Below are 13,496 nucleotides of genomic sequence, written 5' to 3' on the forward strand. Positions count from 1 at the left end.
TTTAAAAAAAATAAGCGTTTAAAACTGAATATAAATTGTGTAAAAGGCAATTCTATTTTAGTTTTTTTAGAATGCGTTTTGCACGGGCTTTAAAAGCGGCACTTTGGTGATGAAAATCGCGTTGTAAAATGGTTTTTAATTCCGGGTAAATCCAATCGGAATCTTTACCAAATAAAAATAAAGTGTGCATGCTGTATGCTTTAGCTGCTACTTTTTGGTCGCTAATCATATAATCAAAACACAACTCAATAATTTTTTCTCTATGCGTTAAGGTTAAGGCATGTTTTACTTCGTTATTTTCTTTGCTGTAAAAGGCGTTCGCTAAGTATTCACATATTTTAGCAACAGGTCTCACGGCCGGATCAAGGTGAACTTTGTGCATGTTTTTTGTAAAATAGTCGAGATGCGGAATAATTAAATATAAATTTTCTTTACAAGTAAACTCTAATACCCAAGCAGCTTTACACGATATTTTATCGTCTGTTTTAAAAAGAATATCCAGCAAATTAGTAAATAAATTTGGGTTTGCTAAAACTAAATTGGCGTAATACAATCGTTTTTCGCGAGAATGGTTCACATAGTTTAATTCTTCGTAAAGTTGTGGGGTGGTCATTCTTTTTTTATATTTTAGGAATCTAATTTAACCAATAATAAAAACGATGAAAAAAATATTTTACCTAATTGTTATAGCTTTAATCGTTGCACAATTTTTTCAACCAGAAAAAAACGAGGGTAGTTTAGCTTCGGTTGAGCCATTTTATAATGAAACAAAACCATCGGAAGAAGTAAAAACCATTTTAAAAACAGCTTGTTTTGATTGTCATAGCGATACGACAAATTACCCTTGGTATAGCAAAATAACACCAGTAAATTATTGGTTAGCCGAACATATTGAAGACGGAAAAAAGCACTTAAATTTCTCGAATTGGGTTGGTAACTCAGTAAAACGAAAAGACCATAAAATGGATGAATTGATTGAGGAAATTGAAGAACACAAAATGCCTTTAGAATCTTATACTTTAATTCATAAAGATGCCAAATTAAGCGAAAGCCAAATAGAAGCGGTTACAACGTGGGCAAAAATGGTTCGCGTATCGTATGGTATTGAAGCTTTACCCGAATATTAATGCCAAATTTATTAATAATTGGTTCTGTTTGGCCTGAGCCTAAAAGTTCTGCGGCAGGTAGCCGAATGATGCAGTTGGTTGATGTCTTTTTACAAGCCAATTATAACATTACGTTTGCAACTACAACCTCAAAAACAGATAATGCATTTGCTTTAGAAGAATTAGGAGTTACAGAACAGCAAATAAAACTTAACGATTCTAGTTTTGACGATTTTATATTGAACCTGAAACCCGATGTGGTTATGTTCGATAGGTTTGTAACCGAAGAACAATTTGGTTGGCGTGTTGCAGAAAATTGTCCAAATGCATTACGGATTTTAGATACCGAAGATTTACATGCTTTGCGAAAAGGAAGACAGCAAGCCTTAAAAGCAAATGCAATATTTAATGAAACTTATTTATTTAACGATGTTGCTAAACGTGAAATAGCCAGTATTTACCGTTGCGATTTAAGTTTAATTATTTCTGAATTAGAGATGGAAATTTTAAAAACGCAATTTAAAGTTCCAGAAGCTATATTATGTTATCTACCATTTTTATTGAATCCTATTGAAGCAGATGCTTTAGAAAAATTGCCCAAGTTTAGCAACAGACAGCATTTTATAACCATTGGTAATTTTTTACACGAACCCAATTACAATGGCGCTTTATATTTAAAAGAAAGCATTTGGCCACTTATAAAAAAGGAATTGCCAAAGGCAGAAATGCATATTTATGGTGCTTATGCATCACAAAAAGTAAATCAGTTACACAACGAAAAACAAGGTTTTTTAATAAAAGGTTTTGCTGAAGATGTTCATGAGGTTATGCAAAAGTCCAGAGTGTGTTTAGCAGCTTTACGATTTGGTGCTGGTTTAAAAGGAAAACTAGTTGACGCCATGCAAAACGGAACACCTTGTGTAATGACACATATTGCGGCAGAAGGTATGTTTGAAAACCTAGAACCAAACGGGTTTATTGAAGACAACCCTGAAAATTTCGCAAAAAAAGCCATAGAGTTATACAAAAATGAAGCTCTTTGGAACCAAAAACAACATAGTGGATTTGAGGTTATAAATACACGATTTAATAAAACTCAATTTCAAAATAATTTTTTAGAGAAGATTAAAGTTTCAATAGAACAGCTTCACGAAAACCGACTTCACAATTTTACGGGACAAATGCTCATGCATCATACCATGCAAAGCACCAAATTTATGAGTAGATGGATTGAAGAGAAAAATAAAAATTAAAAATGGGAGCGTTTATAAGTCCCTTTAAGTCTTATATTTAAATTGTCATTTAAAACCCTCAATGTTATGAAACTTTACTCAAAGTCTTTAATTTTATTCTTTTTGCTGTCATTAAGTTTTAAAAGTGTTTCTGCACAATATTCAGAGAAACAAATCGATTCCATAGTGAATTATGCATTGTCCAAATTTAATGTTGCGGGTACAGCTATTGCTATTGTAAAAGATGGAGAAACTGTTTACCAAAAAGGATTTGGGGTAACTTCAGTAAAAAGTAACATACCGGTAAATGTAAATACAAATTTTGCTATAGCATCAAATAGTAAAGCATTTACAACAACAGCGCTATCACTTTTAGTAGATGAAGGAAAACTAAAATGGACAGATAAGGTTAAGGATTATATTCCTGAATTTAAAATGTACGATCCTTATGTTACAGAAAATTTTAATATCGAAGATTTACTAACTCACCGAAGCGGTTTGGGTTTGGGTATTGGAGATTTAATGTTTTTTCCAGACGGAAGTCATTTTACTTTAGATGATTTATTAGCGAGTTTCCAATATTTCGAACCCGTTTCAGCATTTCGTACAAAGTTCGATTACGACAATTTATTGTATATCATTGCGGGCGAAGTTATAGCCAGAGTTTCGGGAATGACATGGGAAGATTTCATTGCTACGCGTATTTTTAAGCCTATTGGTATGAACCAATCTTACGCTAGTTTAGATAATATAGATGATAAAAGTAATTTAGCGTCACCTCACGATTCTAATTCTGGAACGCTTAAAATAATACCCGATTTTAAAGAGATGATTAATGGTGCCGCTGGGGGTATTTATTCCAATGTTAACGATTTAACACAATGGTTAAAAGTGCATTTAAATCATGGTAAATATGGAGATAGTTTACAAAACGAATTGTTTTCCGTAAAGCAGCAAGATAATATGTGGAAACTTCATACTATAATGGAAACAAATAAAAACCCGAGATATAACTCTCATTTTTCAGGTTACGGTTTGGGATGGTTTTTATCTGATGTCAAAGGAAATATGAAAGTTGATCACACTGGAGGTTTGCCCGGTATGCTGTCTTTAACAGTAATGATTCCCGATATTAATCTTGGTTTCGTAATTCTAACTAATACGAGTGACGATGGTGGTGCGTTTTTCTCCTCCGTTGGCAATACGATTTTAGATAGTTATTTAGGGTTGGACGATTTTGGTTGGATTGATAAATATGCCGATTACTTTAATAAAAGAAAAGAAAACGGCGATAAAGTAACTGAAGCCGTATGGGAAACCGTGAGTAATAACAGTAAAATAAAAGTTGATTTAAAAAAATACACTGGTATTTATAAAGATGATTGGTTTGGTGAAATTGAAGTGTTTTTAAAAGGAAAAAAGCTATGGTTTAAAAGTGAAAAATCTCCTAAGTTAAATGGAGAAATGTTTTTTTATAAAGCCAATACCTTTGCCATAAAATGGGAATATCAAGATATGAATGCCGATGCTTTTGCAATGTTTTTTTTAGATGAAGAAGGAAAAGCACAGGAAATTAAGATGAAAGGTATTTCGCCAAACATAGATTTTAGTTTCGATTTTCATGATTTAGATTTAAAAAGAGTAGAAGAATAGTTTTTGTAACCTAATTTTGCAAGAATTAAAAACAAAATAATGAATTGGATAATTTTAATTATAGCAGGTTTATTCGAGGTTGCTTTTGCGTCATGTTTAGGCAAAGTAAAATCTACCACCGGTATGGAATCTAAATATTGGTTTGTTGGGTTTTTAGTTTGCTTAGCAATTAGTATGATTTTATTGGTTAAAGTAACCAAAGTTTTACCTATTGGAACGGCTTATGCGGTTTGGACAGGTGTTGGCGCTGTAGGAACTGTTTTGGTTGGCATTTTTATATTTAAAGAACCAGCAACATTTTGGCGTTTGTTTTTTCTAGTCACACTAATCACATCAATTATCGGATTAAAAATGGTGAGTCATTAAACCAAATAATGGTCAATAACTTTTTTAACGCCAATGGTCGCATTTTCGGCAATAACAGTTAGGTTTTTATTAGAATCAACACTAGGTTTTGGATCTATAAAATACACCGGAATACCGTCTGGAGCATAATGCATTAATCCTGCCGCAGGATACACTTGCATTGAAGTGCCAATAATTATTAAAATATCGGTCGTTTGGCAAACTTCCATCGCTTTTTCAATCATAGGTACATCTTCACCAAACCAAACAATATGCGGACGTATTTGGTGGCCGTTTTGGCATAAATCACCTAAAACAATATCCGTTTTACATTCAAAAACATCATTTATATTTTTTGTGCTTCGTGCTTTTAATAACTCACCATGTAAATGAATAACGTTTGTGCTGCCAGCACGTTCGTGCAAATCGTCAACGTTTTGGGTAATAATTGACACCTTAAAGTTTTTTTCAAGCTCGGCTAAATCTATATGAGCTTGGTTAGGTTTTACGGTTAAAAGTTGGCGACGGCGTTGGTTGTAAAAATCTAAAACTAATTCAGGATTTGCTCTAAAACCTTCTGGCGAAGCAACTTCCATAACATCGTGGCCTTCCCATAAACCATCGGCATCTCTAAAGGTTTTTATACTACTTTCGGCACTTATTCCAGCTCCCGTTAAAACGACTATGTGTTTCATGTTTATCATGTTATATTTGCTATTCCTACCGTATAGGAATCTCATCAAATTTAACAACTAAAATAGTTTTTAACTAACATGACAGACATAAAACTACTAGAACATTTCGAAACTTTTTTAACCGAGAATAGGTTAGAGCGCTTTAATAAAGTTTTGCCAGAGCGCACTAAGCATTTTACAGTTGCAACCGAAGATGTGTATCAATTACACAATACAAGCGCTGTAATACGCAGTTGCGATGTGTTTGGTATACAAGAGGTGAATATAGTAGAGGAAGTAAATACAAAACGTATTGATCGTGAAATTGCTATGGGTGCACAAAAATGGGTAGATTTAAACCGATTTAACACGGTGAAAGATTGTATTAAAAGTTTAAAACAAAACGGTTACCAAATTGTAGCTACTACGCCACATACTAACGATACGGTTTTGCATGAATTTGATGTAACTAAAAAGTCGTGTTTTTTCTTTGGAAGAGAAACCGAAGGTTTATCAGATGAGGTTTTAAATGAAGCCGATTGCTATTTAAAAATTCCCATGGTTGGTTTTACCGAAAGTTTAAATATATCGGTTTCGGCAGCCATAATTTTACAGCATGTTACAACTAAACTGAAGCAAACCACTGTAAATTGGCAATTAACAGAAAATGAGATGCTTGAAAAACGTTTAGATTGGTGTAAGAAAACAATTAAAAGCTACGAACAAATCGTAGAAAATTTTTATAAGTCGTAACTATTTCGCTAAATTTAAGAACTAAACTAAAAATTAACCACCATGTTCTTAGTTCTTTATGTTGTTTTAACCATTGCTATTATTTTCGTTTTATTAGCCTTAATTGCGCCAAGGTCGTATAGCGTTAGCCGAAGTATTGATATAGAAAAACCTTTAACGGAGGTTTTTGCTTATTTAAAATTGATAAAGAATCAAGATAATTGGTCGCCTTGGAAAAAGAAAGACCCCGAAATGAAACAAAAATTTATTGGAACCGATGGTGAAGTAGGTTTTATTTCGAAATGGGAAGGCAATAAAGCCGTTGGAATTGGAGAACAGGAAATAAAAAAGGTTGAAAACAATTATAAAATTGAAACCGAACTACGCTTTTTTAAACCTTGGAAATCTTTATCGAATGCCTTTTTAATGGTTGATGCTATTGATGATAATAACACTAAAGTTACTTGGGGTTTTTCTGGAAGCAATCCAGCACCTACTAATATTTTTATGTTGTTTTTTAATTTTGAAAAAGCCGTTGGAAAGGATTTTGAAGAAGGTTTATCCGATTTAAAAGCTATATTAGAAAACGAATATTAACCGCGGTTTCTACTTAAAAGCTTATACTCTTCGTAGCATTCACTTATAGCATCAAGAATTTGTAAATCGTTAGCCGATTGTATAAACCCTTGCGAGTAGTTACATTGGTTTACAATTTCATCTAAATCTACCTTGTCAACTTGTAGTAAAGCAGTAAGCATTTCACGATCGAATCGAGAGGCTAAAAGGTTTCTAATTTGGTCGTCTTCCTTCATTTGCTTTAACTTTCTAAGCTCATTAGGTTTTTTACCAAACATACGGTGTAAAAAGTCTGCAGGATTAAAAATAGAACCTAGCACTTTTGAAACTGCCGATTTTTTACCAGACTCATAGCCAGTACCAGACAAGCCAGAAATACTATATCGATAATTGTCGTTTGGTGCAGGTACTTGTTTTATATCAACCTCCAAATAACCTGTTAAGGTAAGTTGGTTTACAACCACTTCTTCTAAAGCTAAGGCAAGTTCGGTTAAGGCAATTTCAGAACTTCCAAACTTTAACCAGTCGTTAGTAACTCTAACTTTAATGGATTTAAAACCTAAATAAGAAAAATGGAGCGTGTCATTGGCTACTGCCGAAATTGTAAATTCACCTTCTTTGTTTGTAGTTGTTCCTTTTACTTGGTTAAGGTTAACAATGTTTACACTTTCAAGCGGTGTGCCATCGGCCGAATTTATAACCACACCTATTACTTTTTCAGCATCTTGAGCATAACAAAAAACTGATGTGAATAGTAAGGTAAAAAGTAATAAGTAAGACTTCATTTTAGTTAATTATAGGGTAAAAATACTAAAGAAAAACAGAGTTGTTTGGTTCAAGTTATTAATTTGACTTAAAATTAACAAAAAAGTTTAATCTTATCGAAAGAGGCTGTTTAAAATTCGGACTAATTTATAACCTAAAGTTTTTTAGCCATAAAAGCTAGTTTAGATTGAAATGGTTTCCGGTGTTTTGTGGTGCTATATGAAACACACAAATAAATTTTAAACAGCCTTTCCTTATATTTAATTATCTACGAGAACGTCTTGGGCGTGAAGCACCAAAACCTGCTCCAGATTTAGCGCGCTTGTTGTTACCTCCCGATGATCTTCCTTCGCTGCGTCTTCCGCCACCACGAGAATCTTTTTTTCTTCCACGGTTTCTGTCGCGTCTTCCGCCACCTCGGTTTTCTGAAACTTCTACGTTTACAAAACGTCCGTTATGCTTAAAGTCTGTAAAATGTGCTAAAACTTTCTCTTGTAATTCTTTTTCAGTATTAAAAAATGAAAAACTATCTTTAGTTTCAACTTTAAATAAATCGTCTCTACCTAAATCTAATTGCTCACGTAAAAAATCTTTTAACGACATCCAATCGAATCCATCTTTACTACCTACATTAATAAAGTAACGTGTCGAGTTTTTACTACCACCGTAAGAGCGTCCTTCGTCTCTATCGCTACTACCTTCTGCAATATTTAAATTTTGCGCTTTTTTGTAATAGTTATAAAAACGTGTAAACTCAACCGAGAAGAATTTTTTAATTAATTCATCTTTACTTGTATCTTCAAAAAGTTCGTTAATACTAGTTAAGTATTTATCAATTTCGTGGTTTATTTCGGTGTTGTGTATTTTGTTGGCAAGCGACATAAGTTGTACTTCACAAATTTCCATACCATCTGGTACTTCTTTTTTGTCGAACTGTCGTTTTATAATACGCTCAATACTTTTAATTTTTCTAACCTCACTTTTGCTAACAATAACCATTGAAACCCCGGTTTTTCCGGCACGACCAGTACGGCCAGAACGGTGTGTGTACGTTTCAATTTCGTCTGGTAATTGGTAGTTAATTACGTGTGTAACATCATCTACATCAATACCACGCGCCGCTACGTCTGTAGCAACTAGCATTTGTATTTGGTTTTTTCTAAAGGCGTTCATTACCAAATCACGTTGGTTTTGGCTTAAATCGCCATGTAAAGCACCTGCGTTGTATCCATCCTCGATAAGCTTTTCGGCTACTTTTTGGGTGTCGCGCTTGGTTCTACAGAAAATAACCGAGAAAATATCTGGGTTTGCATCTGCCAAACGTTTTAAAGCTTGGTAGCGGTCTCTGGCATTAACTAAATAATACTCGTGCGATACGTTTGTAGTACTTTCGTTTTTACGACCCACAGTAATTTCTTGTGGGTTATGCATAAAGTTTTTAGCAATAGCTGCTACTTCTTTAGGCATGGTTGCAGAAAATAACCAGGTGTTTTTTTCGTTTGGAGTATGCGATAAAATAGCTGTAATATCTTCCTTAAAGCCCATGTTTAGCATTTCGTCGGCTTCATCTAAAACAGCATATTCTATTTTAGTAATATCAACCAAACGGCGACTAATCATGTCTTTCATTCTACCCGGTGTAGCAACAATAACCTGTGCGCCACGTTTTATTTCGCGTGCTTGCTCGGTAATGCTAGAACCACCGTAAACAGCCACGACGTTTAAACCTTTACAGTGTTTACCGTAAAGCTTCATTTCGCTAGCTATTTGTAAACAAAGTTCTCGGGTTGGCGATAAAATTAAGCCTTGAGTAGTACGGCTATCTATGTTAATTTTTTGTAGCATTGGGAAACCAAAAGCAGCTGTTTTACCAGTTCCTGTTTGAGCTAATGCCACTAAATCTTCTTCTGAATTTAATAATAAAGGGATTGCTTTTTCTTGTACTTCACTAGGTTTTTCGAATCCTAAATCTGTAATGCCTTGTAATAGGTCGTCATTAAGACCTAAATCTTGGAATGTGCTCATTCTGTTTTAAATATGTATGCGATTTGTTATGTAGTGTTACATAAGAAGCGAATCGACATACTTAAAACCAAACTTCTAGTAACACATCCTCACCCTGAGGAATTTAGCGAAACTCATTCCGAAGTATTATTCGGCGTCTAATAATGTTGAGTTTCAAGGCGCAAAGATACACTTTTATTTGAATTGATAGATTAAGACTAAAATAATCTTTAAAACTAAAGTTGTATTCGTTTTTATTTAAGCGTTTTAACATGCTTTATGGTTATGCCTTTTTATGAAGTTGCAAAACGAACAAATCTTAATCTAAAAAATTAATCAATTTACTGTTTACAACTTCGGCTTGATCTATCGATAAAAAGTGTCCTGCATTTTTAATAATTTCACCTTTTCCTTTAGGAAGAGAGTTCGCTATTTCTATGGTTTTTGTAGAGTTAATAACATCGTTATCGCCAATTAAAACTAAAACTGGCATATTTAAGGATTTTAACTCGTTTTTAGAAAACGGTGTCATTGCCGTAATTAATTTATTTGGGTTATCTAGTTGAGTGCCTAATTTATATTGGTTTATGTATGTTTTATCGATGTTAGCCGGATTGTTAGACATGCTTTCTAGCATTTGATTGAGTTGTTTTTCTTTTGATGAAAAAAGCGAGACTATGTTTTTAAGCAAATCTGTACTGGGTTTAATCCATGAAAACGTTTGTGCAGGACTCAATAGTGCTAAGCTTTTAATTTGCTCCTGGTTATTTAATGCTAAATTAACAGCCAGCCAACCACCTCGTGAAGCTCCAATTAAGTGAAACCTACCAATTTCTAGAGCCTTAAATATTTCGTTGTACCATGCAACTACGCTTTCAACAGCATCGATATCCTTTAGCAGTTGGGATTTTCCTGGTTCTAAAATAAAATCAATAGCAAATACTTTATGGTTTTTCGAGAGCATTTCAACATTTGGAAACCACATTGTAGAGCTAGCGTTCATACCGTGAAGAAGTACAATTGGGTCACCATTATTTTTGCCAGAAACAATAACGTGAGCTATTCCAAACGATGTTGGTACATAAAGTTCTTCGTACGGAACTTGCCATAATTTTAAAGTGTTGTTATAAGCTTCGTAATAAGCCAATTTTGTAGCTGAAGCATTATTTATATAATCGGGGGTGGTTTTAAATTTATCGTATTTATTGGAACAGCTGGTAATTAAAATAAGCGTGAAAATTAAGGTTAATTTATTAAGTTTAACTAGCATAGTTTGGGGTGTTTACTTTTTTAAATTTTGAATGCGCTGTAACAACGTAGGATGCGAGTAATGCATAAATACATAAGCTGGATGTGGTGTTAAATTACTGAGGCTATTTTTATTTAGCTTTTTAAGTGATGTAATTAAAGGTTCTCCTTTGTAAGTGTTTTTGGCATAATCGTCCGCTTGATATTCAAATTTTCTGGAAAACACATTCATAATTAAACCCGTAATTTCCGATATAGGAGCGTAAAGCATCCCGAAAGCAATTAAGGCAATATGAAAGCTGTGTTTTTCAACCCCTAAAGCGTTCGATAATACAGGGTTTGATATAAATAACGATAGTATAAATAACGTTAAGCCAGTAAGTAAAACCGAGGCCACAAGGTTAAAAATAATATGTTTCTTTTTATAATGACTAACTTCGTGGGCTAAAACAGCAACAATTTCGTCATCGTTTAAATCGTTAATTAAAGTGTCGTAAAGCGTAACCCGTTTTTCGCTACCAAAACCCGAAAAATAGGCGTTGGCTTTTGTGCTGCGTTTGGAGCCATCTATCACAAAAATTTTATCTAATTTAAAACCAACTGTTTTTGCGTAAGCCGAAATTTTATCGCGTAATTCTCCAGCTTCTAGCGGTGTTTGCTTGTTAAAAAGAGGTACAATAAGTTTGGAGTAAAACATATTCATAAAAACCGTGAATAGTGTCACTAAACCCCAAGCGTACAACCAAAAATAGGAGCCAGTAATTTGGTAGAACCAAATAATTAAGGCTAAAATACCACCGCCTAAAATGGCACTCATTAACCAACCTTTAAGTTTATCTAATACAAATGTTTTTTTTGTGGTTTTGTTAAATCCGAATTTTTCTTCAATAATAAAAGTGCTATAATACGAAAACGGTGTTGTTAAAATGTCGCTTCCAATCATAATAATTCCAAAGAAAATTAAAGCAATTATTATGGGATTTTCACTATAATTTCTAGCCAGATTATCAACAAATTCGAACCCATCAAAAAATAGAAAAGCTAAAGTTAAAACCACTGAAAAGGTTGAGGTTAAAATCCCAAACTTATATTTAGTGGCTTTGTAGTTTTGCGAATTTTGGTATTCGGCATCATCATAAACATCTTGTAAGTCACTAGGTAGGGCGTCGTTAAAATGTTTGGCATTTAGGGCATCTAAAATTTTATCAACTAAAAAATTAATATTTATAATGGCTATTATTATGTAGAATAGGGTGTTTGCTGTCATTGGTGTTATTTATAAGGCTAAAATATAATTATTAGTCACACTGAGCGCAGTTGAAGTGTATATTTATTATATTATTTAGATTTGAAATTTAAAAACAAAAAACCTAGATTTTCAAGGTCTTTGACTCCGCTCAGACTGACATTGGGTTTACTTAAATTGTCGCTGTCTTTTAGCTTCAAAAATAAGAATTCCAGCTGCAACCGAAACATTCATAGAATCTATTTCGCCTTGCATAGGTATAATAATGTTTTGAGTAGCGTTTACCCGCCAATCTTCACTTAACCCTGTGGCTTCAGTGCCAACAACAATAGCTGTTGGTTTTGTGAAATCTTGGGTGTGATAAGGGACCGATTCTTGTAAAATTGCCGAATAAATATTAATGTTGTTTGCCTTTAAAAAAGCAATTATAGCTTCTGTGCTTCCTGTGGCTATATTATTAGTAAAAACGCAGCCAACACTCGAGCGAATAATATTTGGGTTGTATAAATCGGTTTTGGGGTTTGCAATAATTACAGCATCAATATTAGCAGCATCGGCGGTTCGTAAAATTGCGCCAATGTTTCCTGGTTTTTCAGGAGCTTCAGCAACTAAAATTAATGGTGTTTTGGTGGTTAAAGTTAAGTTGGAAATGTCATGGTTTTTAGTTTCTGCAACTGCAATAATACCTTCGGTTGTACTTCTGTAGGCTAGTTTTTCGTAAACCTCTTTCGATATTTCTATAACTTCTATTTTGGTGTTATTAATTAAGTTTGTTAAGGCTTCAACCGAAAAAAGTTCAGGATAAAACAGAATAGATCTAATGGTGTAATTCCCCTTTAAAGCAAGAGATACTTCGCGAACACCTTCAATTAAAAATAATCCGCTTTTTTTGCGCTGTCGCGATTTGTCTTTTAAAGAAACTAACTCTTTAATGTATTTGTTTTGGGTGCTTAAAATTGTTTTCATAGAATACATGCAAAAATACTGTAATTAATGTAATTTCAATTATATTAAATCGACAAACAAAAATTAACCAATATAATATTTAATGAAAAATTTATTCTTATTAGCTTTAACGGTAACATTGTTTATTTCCTGTAAACAAAAAACATCGGAAGAAACTCCAAATTACAAGGAAGAAACTTTAAATGTAACTACAAGTATTTATCCTGAAACTATTACCAAAGTTTTTGATGCTCATGGTGGAATTGATACTTGGAATAAAATGAATACACTAGAGTTTTTAATAACTAAACCGGCTGGAGAAGAAAAGCATACAACCGACTTAAAAACTAGAAAATCTATAATAGACATGCAGAAACATACTATTGGATTTAATGGCGAAAATGTTTGGTTAAAAAATAAATTTGAAGATGAATATAAAGGCAATCCAAAATTTTATTACAACCTTATGTTTTACTTTTACGCAATGCCTTTTGTTTTGGCTGATGACGGTATTAACTACGAAGAAGCGGAACCGTTAACTTTTGAAGGTGTTACATATCCGGGGATTAAAATATCGTATGAGGCGGGTGTTGGCGAGTCGCCAGACGACGAATATATTTTATATTACAACGCCGAAACTTATCAAATGGAATGGTTAGCTTACACGGTTACATTTCGTTCTAAAACGAAAAGTGAAAAGTTTAGTTTTATAAAATATGGCGTTTGGGAAGATCTAAACGGATTAAAATTACCTAAAACCATTTCTTGGTATAAAGTTGAAGACAATAAGCCAACCGAATTACGTAAAACCTTAACTTTTAACAACACTAAAGTTGATGAAGCTAAACTAGATGCTTCTGTTTTTGAAGCTCCAGAAGGAAGCAAAATAATAGAGTAGAGGTTCTTTAAAAATTTATAAAAAAAGAAGCAGTTTAAAAAGTATCCTTGTCATTCTGAACTTGTTTCAGAA

14 protein-coding genes are annotated in these 13,496 nt (G+C 33.4%); 7 read left to right on the forward strand and 7 right to left on the reverse strand.

Annotation, left to right across the window (positions count from 1 at the left end):
* Nucleotides 1-52: 52 nt before the first annotated feature.
* Nucleotides 53-613, reverse strand: a complete 561-nt coding sequence (locus PW52_RS14620) for a hypothetical protein (RefSeq protein ID WP_044633719.1) — start codon at nucleotides 611-613, stop codon at nucleotides 53-55.
* A 46-nt stretch (nucleotides 614-659) separates the two neighbouring features.
* Between PW52_RS14620 and PW52_RS14625 the strand changes: the two genes are divergently transcribed.
* From PW52_RS14625 to PW52_RS14640, 4 genes are all read left to right on the forward strand, one after another.
* Entirely contained in the window at nucleotides 660-1,127 is a 468-nt protein-coding gene (locus tag PW52_RS14625; protein WP_316930151.1) for a heme-binding domain-containing protein, read from the forward strand.
* Nucleotides 1,127-2,359 (forward strand): glycosyltransferase, encoded by a 1,233-nt coding sequence (locus tag PW52_RS14630; RefSeq protein ID WP_044633721.1) that lies wholly within the window; start codon nucleotides 1,127-1,129, stop codon nucleotides 2,357-2,359. Before PW52_RS14625 ends, PW52_RS14630 begins: the two co-directional genes overlap by 1 nt.
* A 66-nt stretch (nucleotides 2,360-2,425) precedes the next feature.
* Complete coding sequence (locus tag PW52_RS14635; RefSeq protein ID WP_044633722.1) at nucleotides 2,426-3,991, forward strand: serine hydrolase; 1,566 nt, start codon at nucleotides 2,426-2,428, stop codon at nucleotides 3,989-3,991.
* A gap of 39 nt (nucleotides 3,992-4,030) precedes the next feature.
* Nucleotides 4,031-4,357, forward strand: a complete 327-nt coding sequence (locus PW52_RS14640) for a DMT family transporter (protein ID WP_044633723.1) — start codon at nucleotides 4,031-4,033, stop codon at nucleotides 4,355-4,357.
* On the opposite strand, the gene PW52_RS14645 is transcribed toward PW52_RS14640, so the two are convergent.
* Nucleotides 4,354-5,031 carry an SIR2 family NAD-dependent protein deacylase gene (locus PW52_RS14645; protein WP_044633738.1) on the reverse strand — a complete coding sequence of 226 codons (678 nt, stop codon included), beginning with the start codon at nucleotides 5,029-5,031 and terminating at the stop codon, nucleotides 4,354-4,356. The two genes, PW52_RS14640 and PW52_RS14645, sit on opposite strands and share 4 nt — an antisense overlap.
* Nucleotides 5,032-5,109: 78 nt before the next feature.
* On the opposite strand from PW52_RS14645, the gene PW52_RS14650 reads away from it, so the two are divergent.
* Nucleotides 5,110-5,763, forward strand: a complete 654-nt coding sequence (locus PW52_RS14650; RefSeq protein ID WP_044633724.1) for a TrmH family RNA methyltransferase — start codon at nucleotides 5,110-5,112, stop codon at nucleotides 5,761-5,763.
* A gap of 42 nt (nucleotides 5,764-5,805) precedes the next feature.
* On the forward strand, nucleotides 5,806-6,339 hold the full coding sequence (locus tag PW52_RS14655) for an SRPBCC family protein (protein ID WP_044633725.1): 534 nt from the start codon (nucleotides 5,806-5,808) through the stop codon (nucleotides 6,337-6,339).
* Here the strand turns inward: PW52_RS14655 and PW52_RS14660 are convergent.
* From PW52_RS14660 to PW52_RS14680, 5 genes are all read right to left on the reverse strand, one after another.
* Complete coding sequence (locus PW52_RS14660; RefSeq protein WP_044633726.1) at nucleotides 6,336-7,103, reverse strand: carboxypeptidase-like regulatory domain-containing protein; 768 nt, start codon at nucleotides 7,101-7,103, stop codon at nucleotides 6,336-6,338. The two genes, PW52_RS14655 and PW52_RS14660, sit on opposite strands and share 4 nt — an antisense overlap.
* A 244-nt stretch (nucleotides 7,104-7,347) precedes the next feature.
* Nucleotides 7,348-9,108 carry a DEAD/DEAH box helicase gene (locus PW52_RS14665; protein WP_044633727.1) on the reverse strand — a complete coding sequence of 587 codons (1,761 nt, stop codon included), beginning with the start codon at nucleotides 9,106-9,108 and terminating at the stop codon, nucleotides 7,348-7,350.
* 298 nt (nucleotides 9,109-9,406) lie between these two features.
* Nucleotides 9,407-10,357, reverse strand: a complete 951-nt coding sequence (locus tag PW52_RS14670) for an alpha/beta fold hydrolase (RefSeq protein ID WP_044633728.1) — start codon at nucleotides 10,355-10,357, stop codon at nucleotides 9,407-9,409.
* 12 nt (nucleotides 10,358-10,369) lie between these two features.
* Nucleotides 10,370-11,602: a M48 family metallopeptidase gene (locus PW52_RS14675; protein WP_044633729.1), complete on the reverse strand. Its 1,233-nt coding sequence runs from the start codon at nucleotides 11,600-11,602 to the stop codon at nucleotides 10,370-10,372.
* A 147-nt stretch (nucleotides 11,603-11,749) separates the two neighbouring features.
* Complete coding sequence (locus PW52_RS14680) at nucleotides 11,750-12,547, reverse strand: TrmH family RNA methyltransferase (RefSeq protein ID WP_044633730.1); 798 nt, start codon at nucleotides 12,545-12,547, stop codon at nucleotides 11,750-11,752.
* A gap of 82 nt (nucleotides 12,548-12,629) precedes the next feature.
* Between PW52_RS14680 and PW52_RS14685 the strand changes: the two genes are divergently transcribed.
* Entirely contained in the window at nucleotides 12,630-13,424 is a 795-nt protein-coding gene (locus tag PW52_RS14685) for a DUF6503 family protein (protein WP_044633731.1), read from the forward strand.
* Nucleotides 13,425-13,496 lie beyond the last annotated feature (72 nt).

The sequence above is a fragment of the Neotamlana sedimentorum genome (genome assembly GCF_000943565.1).
Classification (GTDB): Bacteria; Bacteroidota; Bacteroidia; order Flavobacteriales; family Flavobacteriaceae; genus Neotamlana; species Neotamlana sedimentorum.

What these genes read in the sequence shown, in the direction of transcription:
- PW52_RS14680 (WP_044633730.1), bottom strand. Translation starts at nt 12,547, where the DNA reads ATGAAAACAATTTTAAGCACCCAAAACAAATACATTAAAGAGTTAGTT.
- PW52_RS14650 (WP_044633724.1), top strand. Translation starts at nt 5,110, where the DNA reads ATGACAGACATAAAACTACTAGAACATTTCGAAACTTTTTTAACCGAG.
- PW52_RS14620 (WP_044633719.1), bottom strand. Translation starts at nt 613, where the DNA reads ATGACCACCCCACAACTTTACGAAGAATTAAACTATGTGAACCATTCT.
- PW52_RS14655 (WP_044633725.1), top strand. Translation starts at nt 5,806, where the DNA reads ATGTTCTTAGTTCTTTATGTTGTTTTAACCATTGCTATTATTTTCGTT.
- PW52_RS14645 (WP_044633738.1), bottom strand. Translation starts at nt 5,031, where the DNA reads ATGAAACACATAGTCGTTTTAACGGGAGCTGGAATAAGTGCCGAAAGT.
- PW52_RS14675 (WP_044633729.1), bottom strand. Translation starts at nt 11,602, where the DNA reads ATGACAGCAAACACCCTATTCTACATAATAATAGCCATTATAAATATT.
- PW52_RS14665 (WP_044633727.1), bottom strand. Translation starts at nt 9,108, where the DNA reads ATGAGCACATTCCAAGATTTAGGTCTTAATGACGACCTATTACAAGGC.
- PW52_RS14640 (WP_044633723.1), top strand. Translation starts at nt 4,031, where the DNA reads ATGAATTGGATAATTTTAATTATAGCAGGTTTATTCGAGGTTGCTTTT.
- PW52_RS14625 (WP_316930151.1), top strand. Translation starts at nt 660, where the DNA reads ATGAAAAAAATATTTTACCTAATTGTTATAGCTTTAATCGTTGCACAA.
- PW52_RS14660 (WP_044633726.1), bottom strand. Translation starts at nt 7,103, where the DNA reads ATGAAGTCTTACTTATTACTTTTTACCTTACTATTCACATCAGTTTTT.
- PW52_RS14685 (WP_044633731.1), top strand. Translation starts at nt 12,630, where the DNA reads ATGAAAAATTTATTCTTATTAGCTTTAACGGTAACATTGTTTATTTCC.
- PW52_RS14630 (WP_044633721.1), top strand. Translation starts at nt 1,127, where the DNA reads ATGCCAAATTTATTAATAATTGGTTCTGTTTGGCCTGAGCCTAAAAGT.
- PW52_RS14635 (WP_044633722.1), top strand. Translation starts at nt 2,426, where the DNA reads ATGAAACTTTACTCAAAGTCTTTAATTTTATTCTTTTTGCTGTCATTA.
- PW52_RS14670 (WP_044633728.1), bottom strand. Translation starts at nt 10,357, where the DNA reads ATGCTAGTTAAACTTAATAAATTAACCTTAATTTTCACGCTTATTTTA.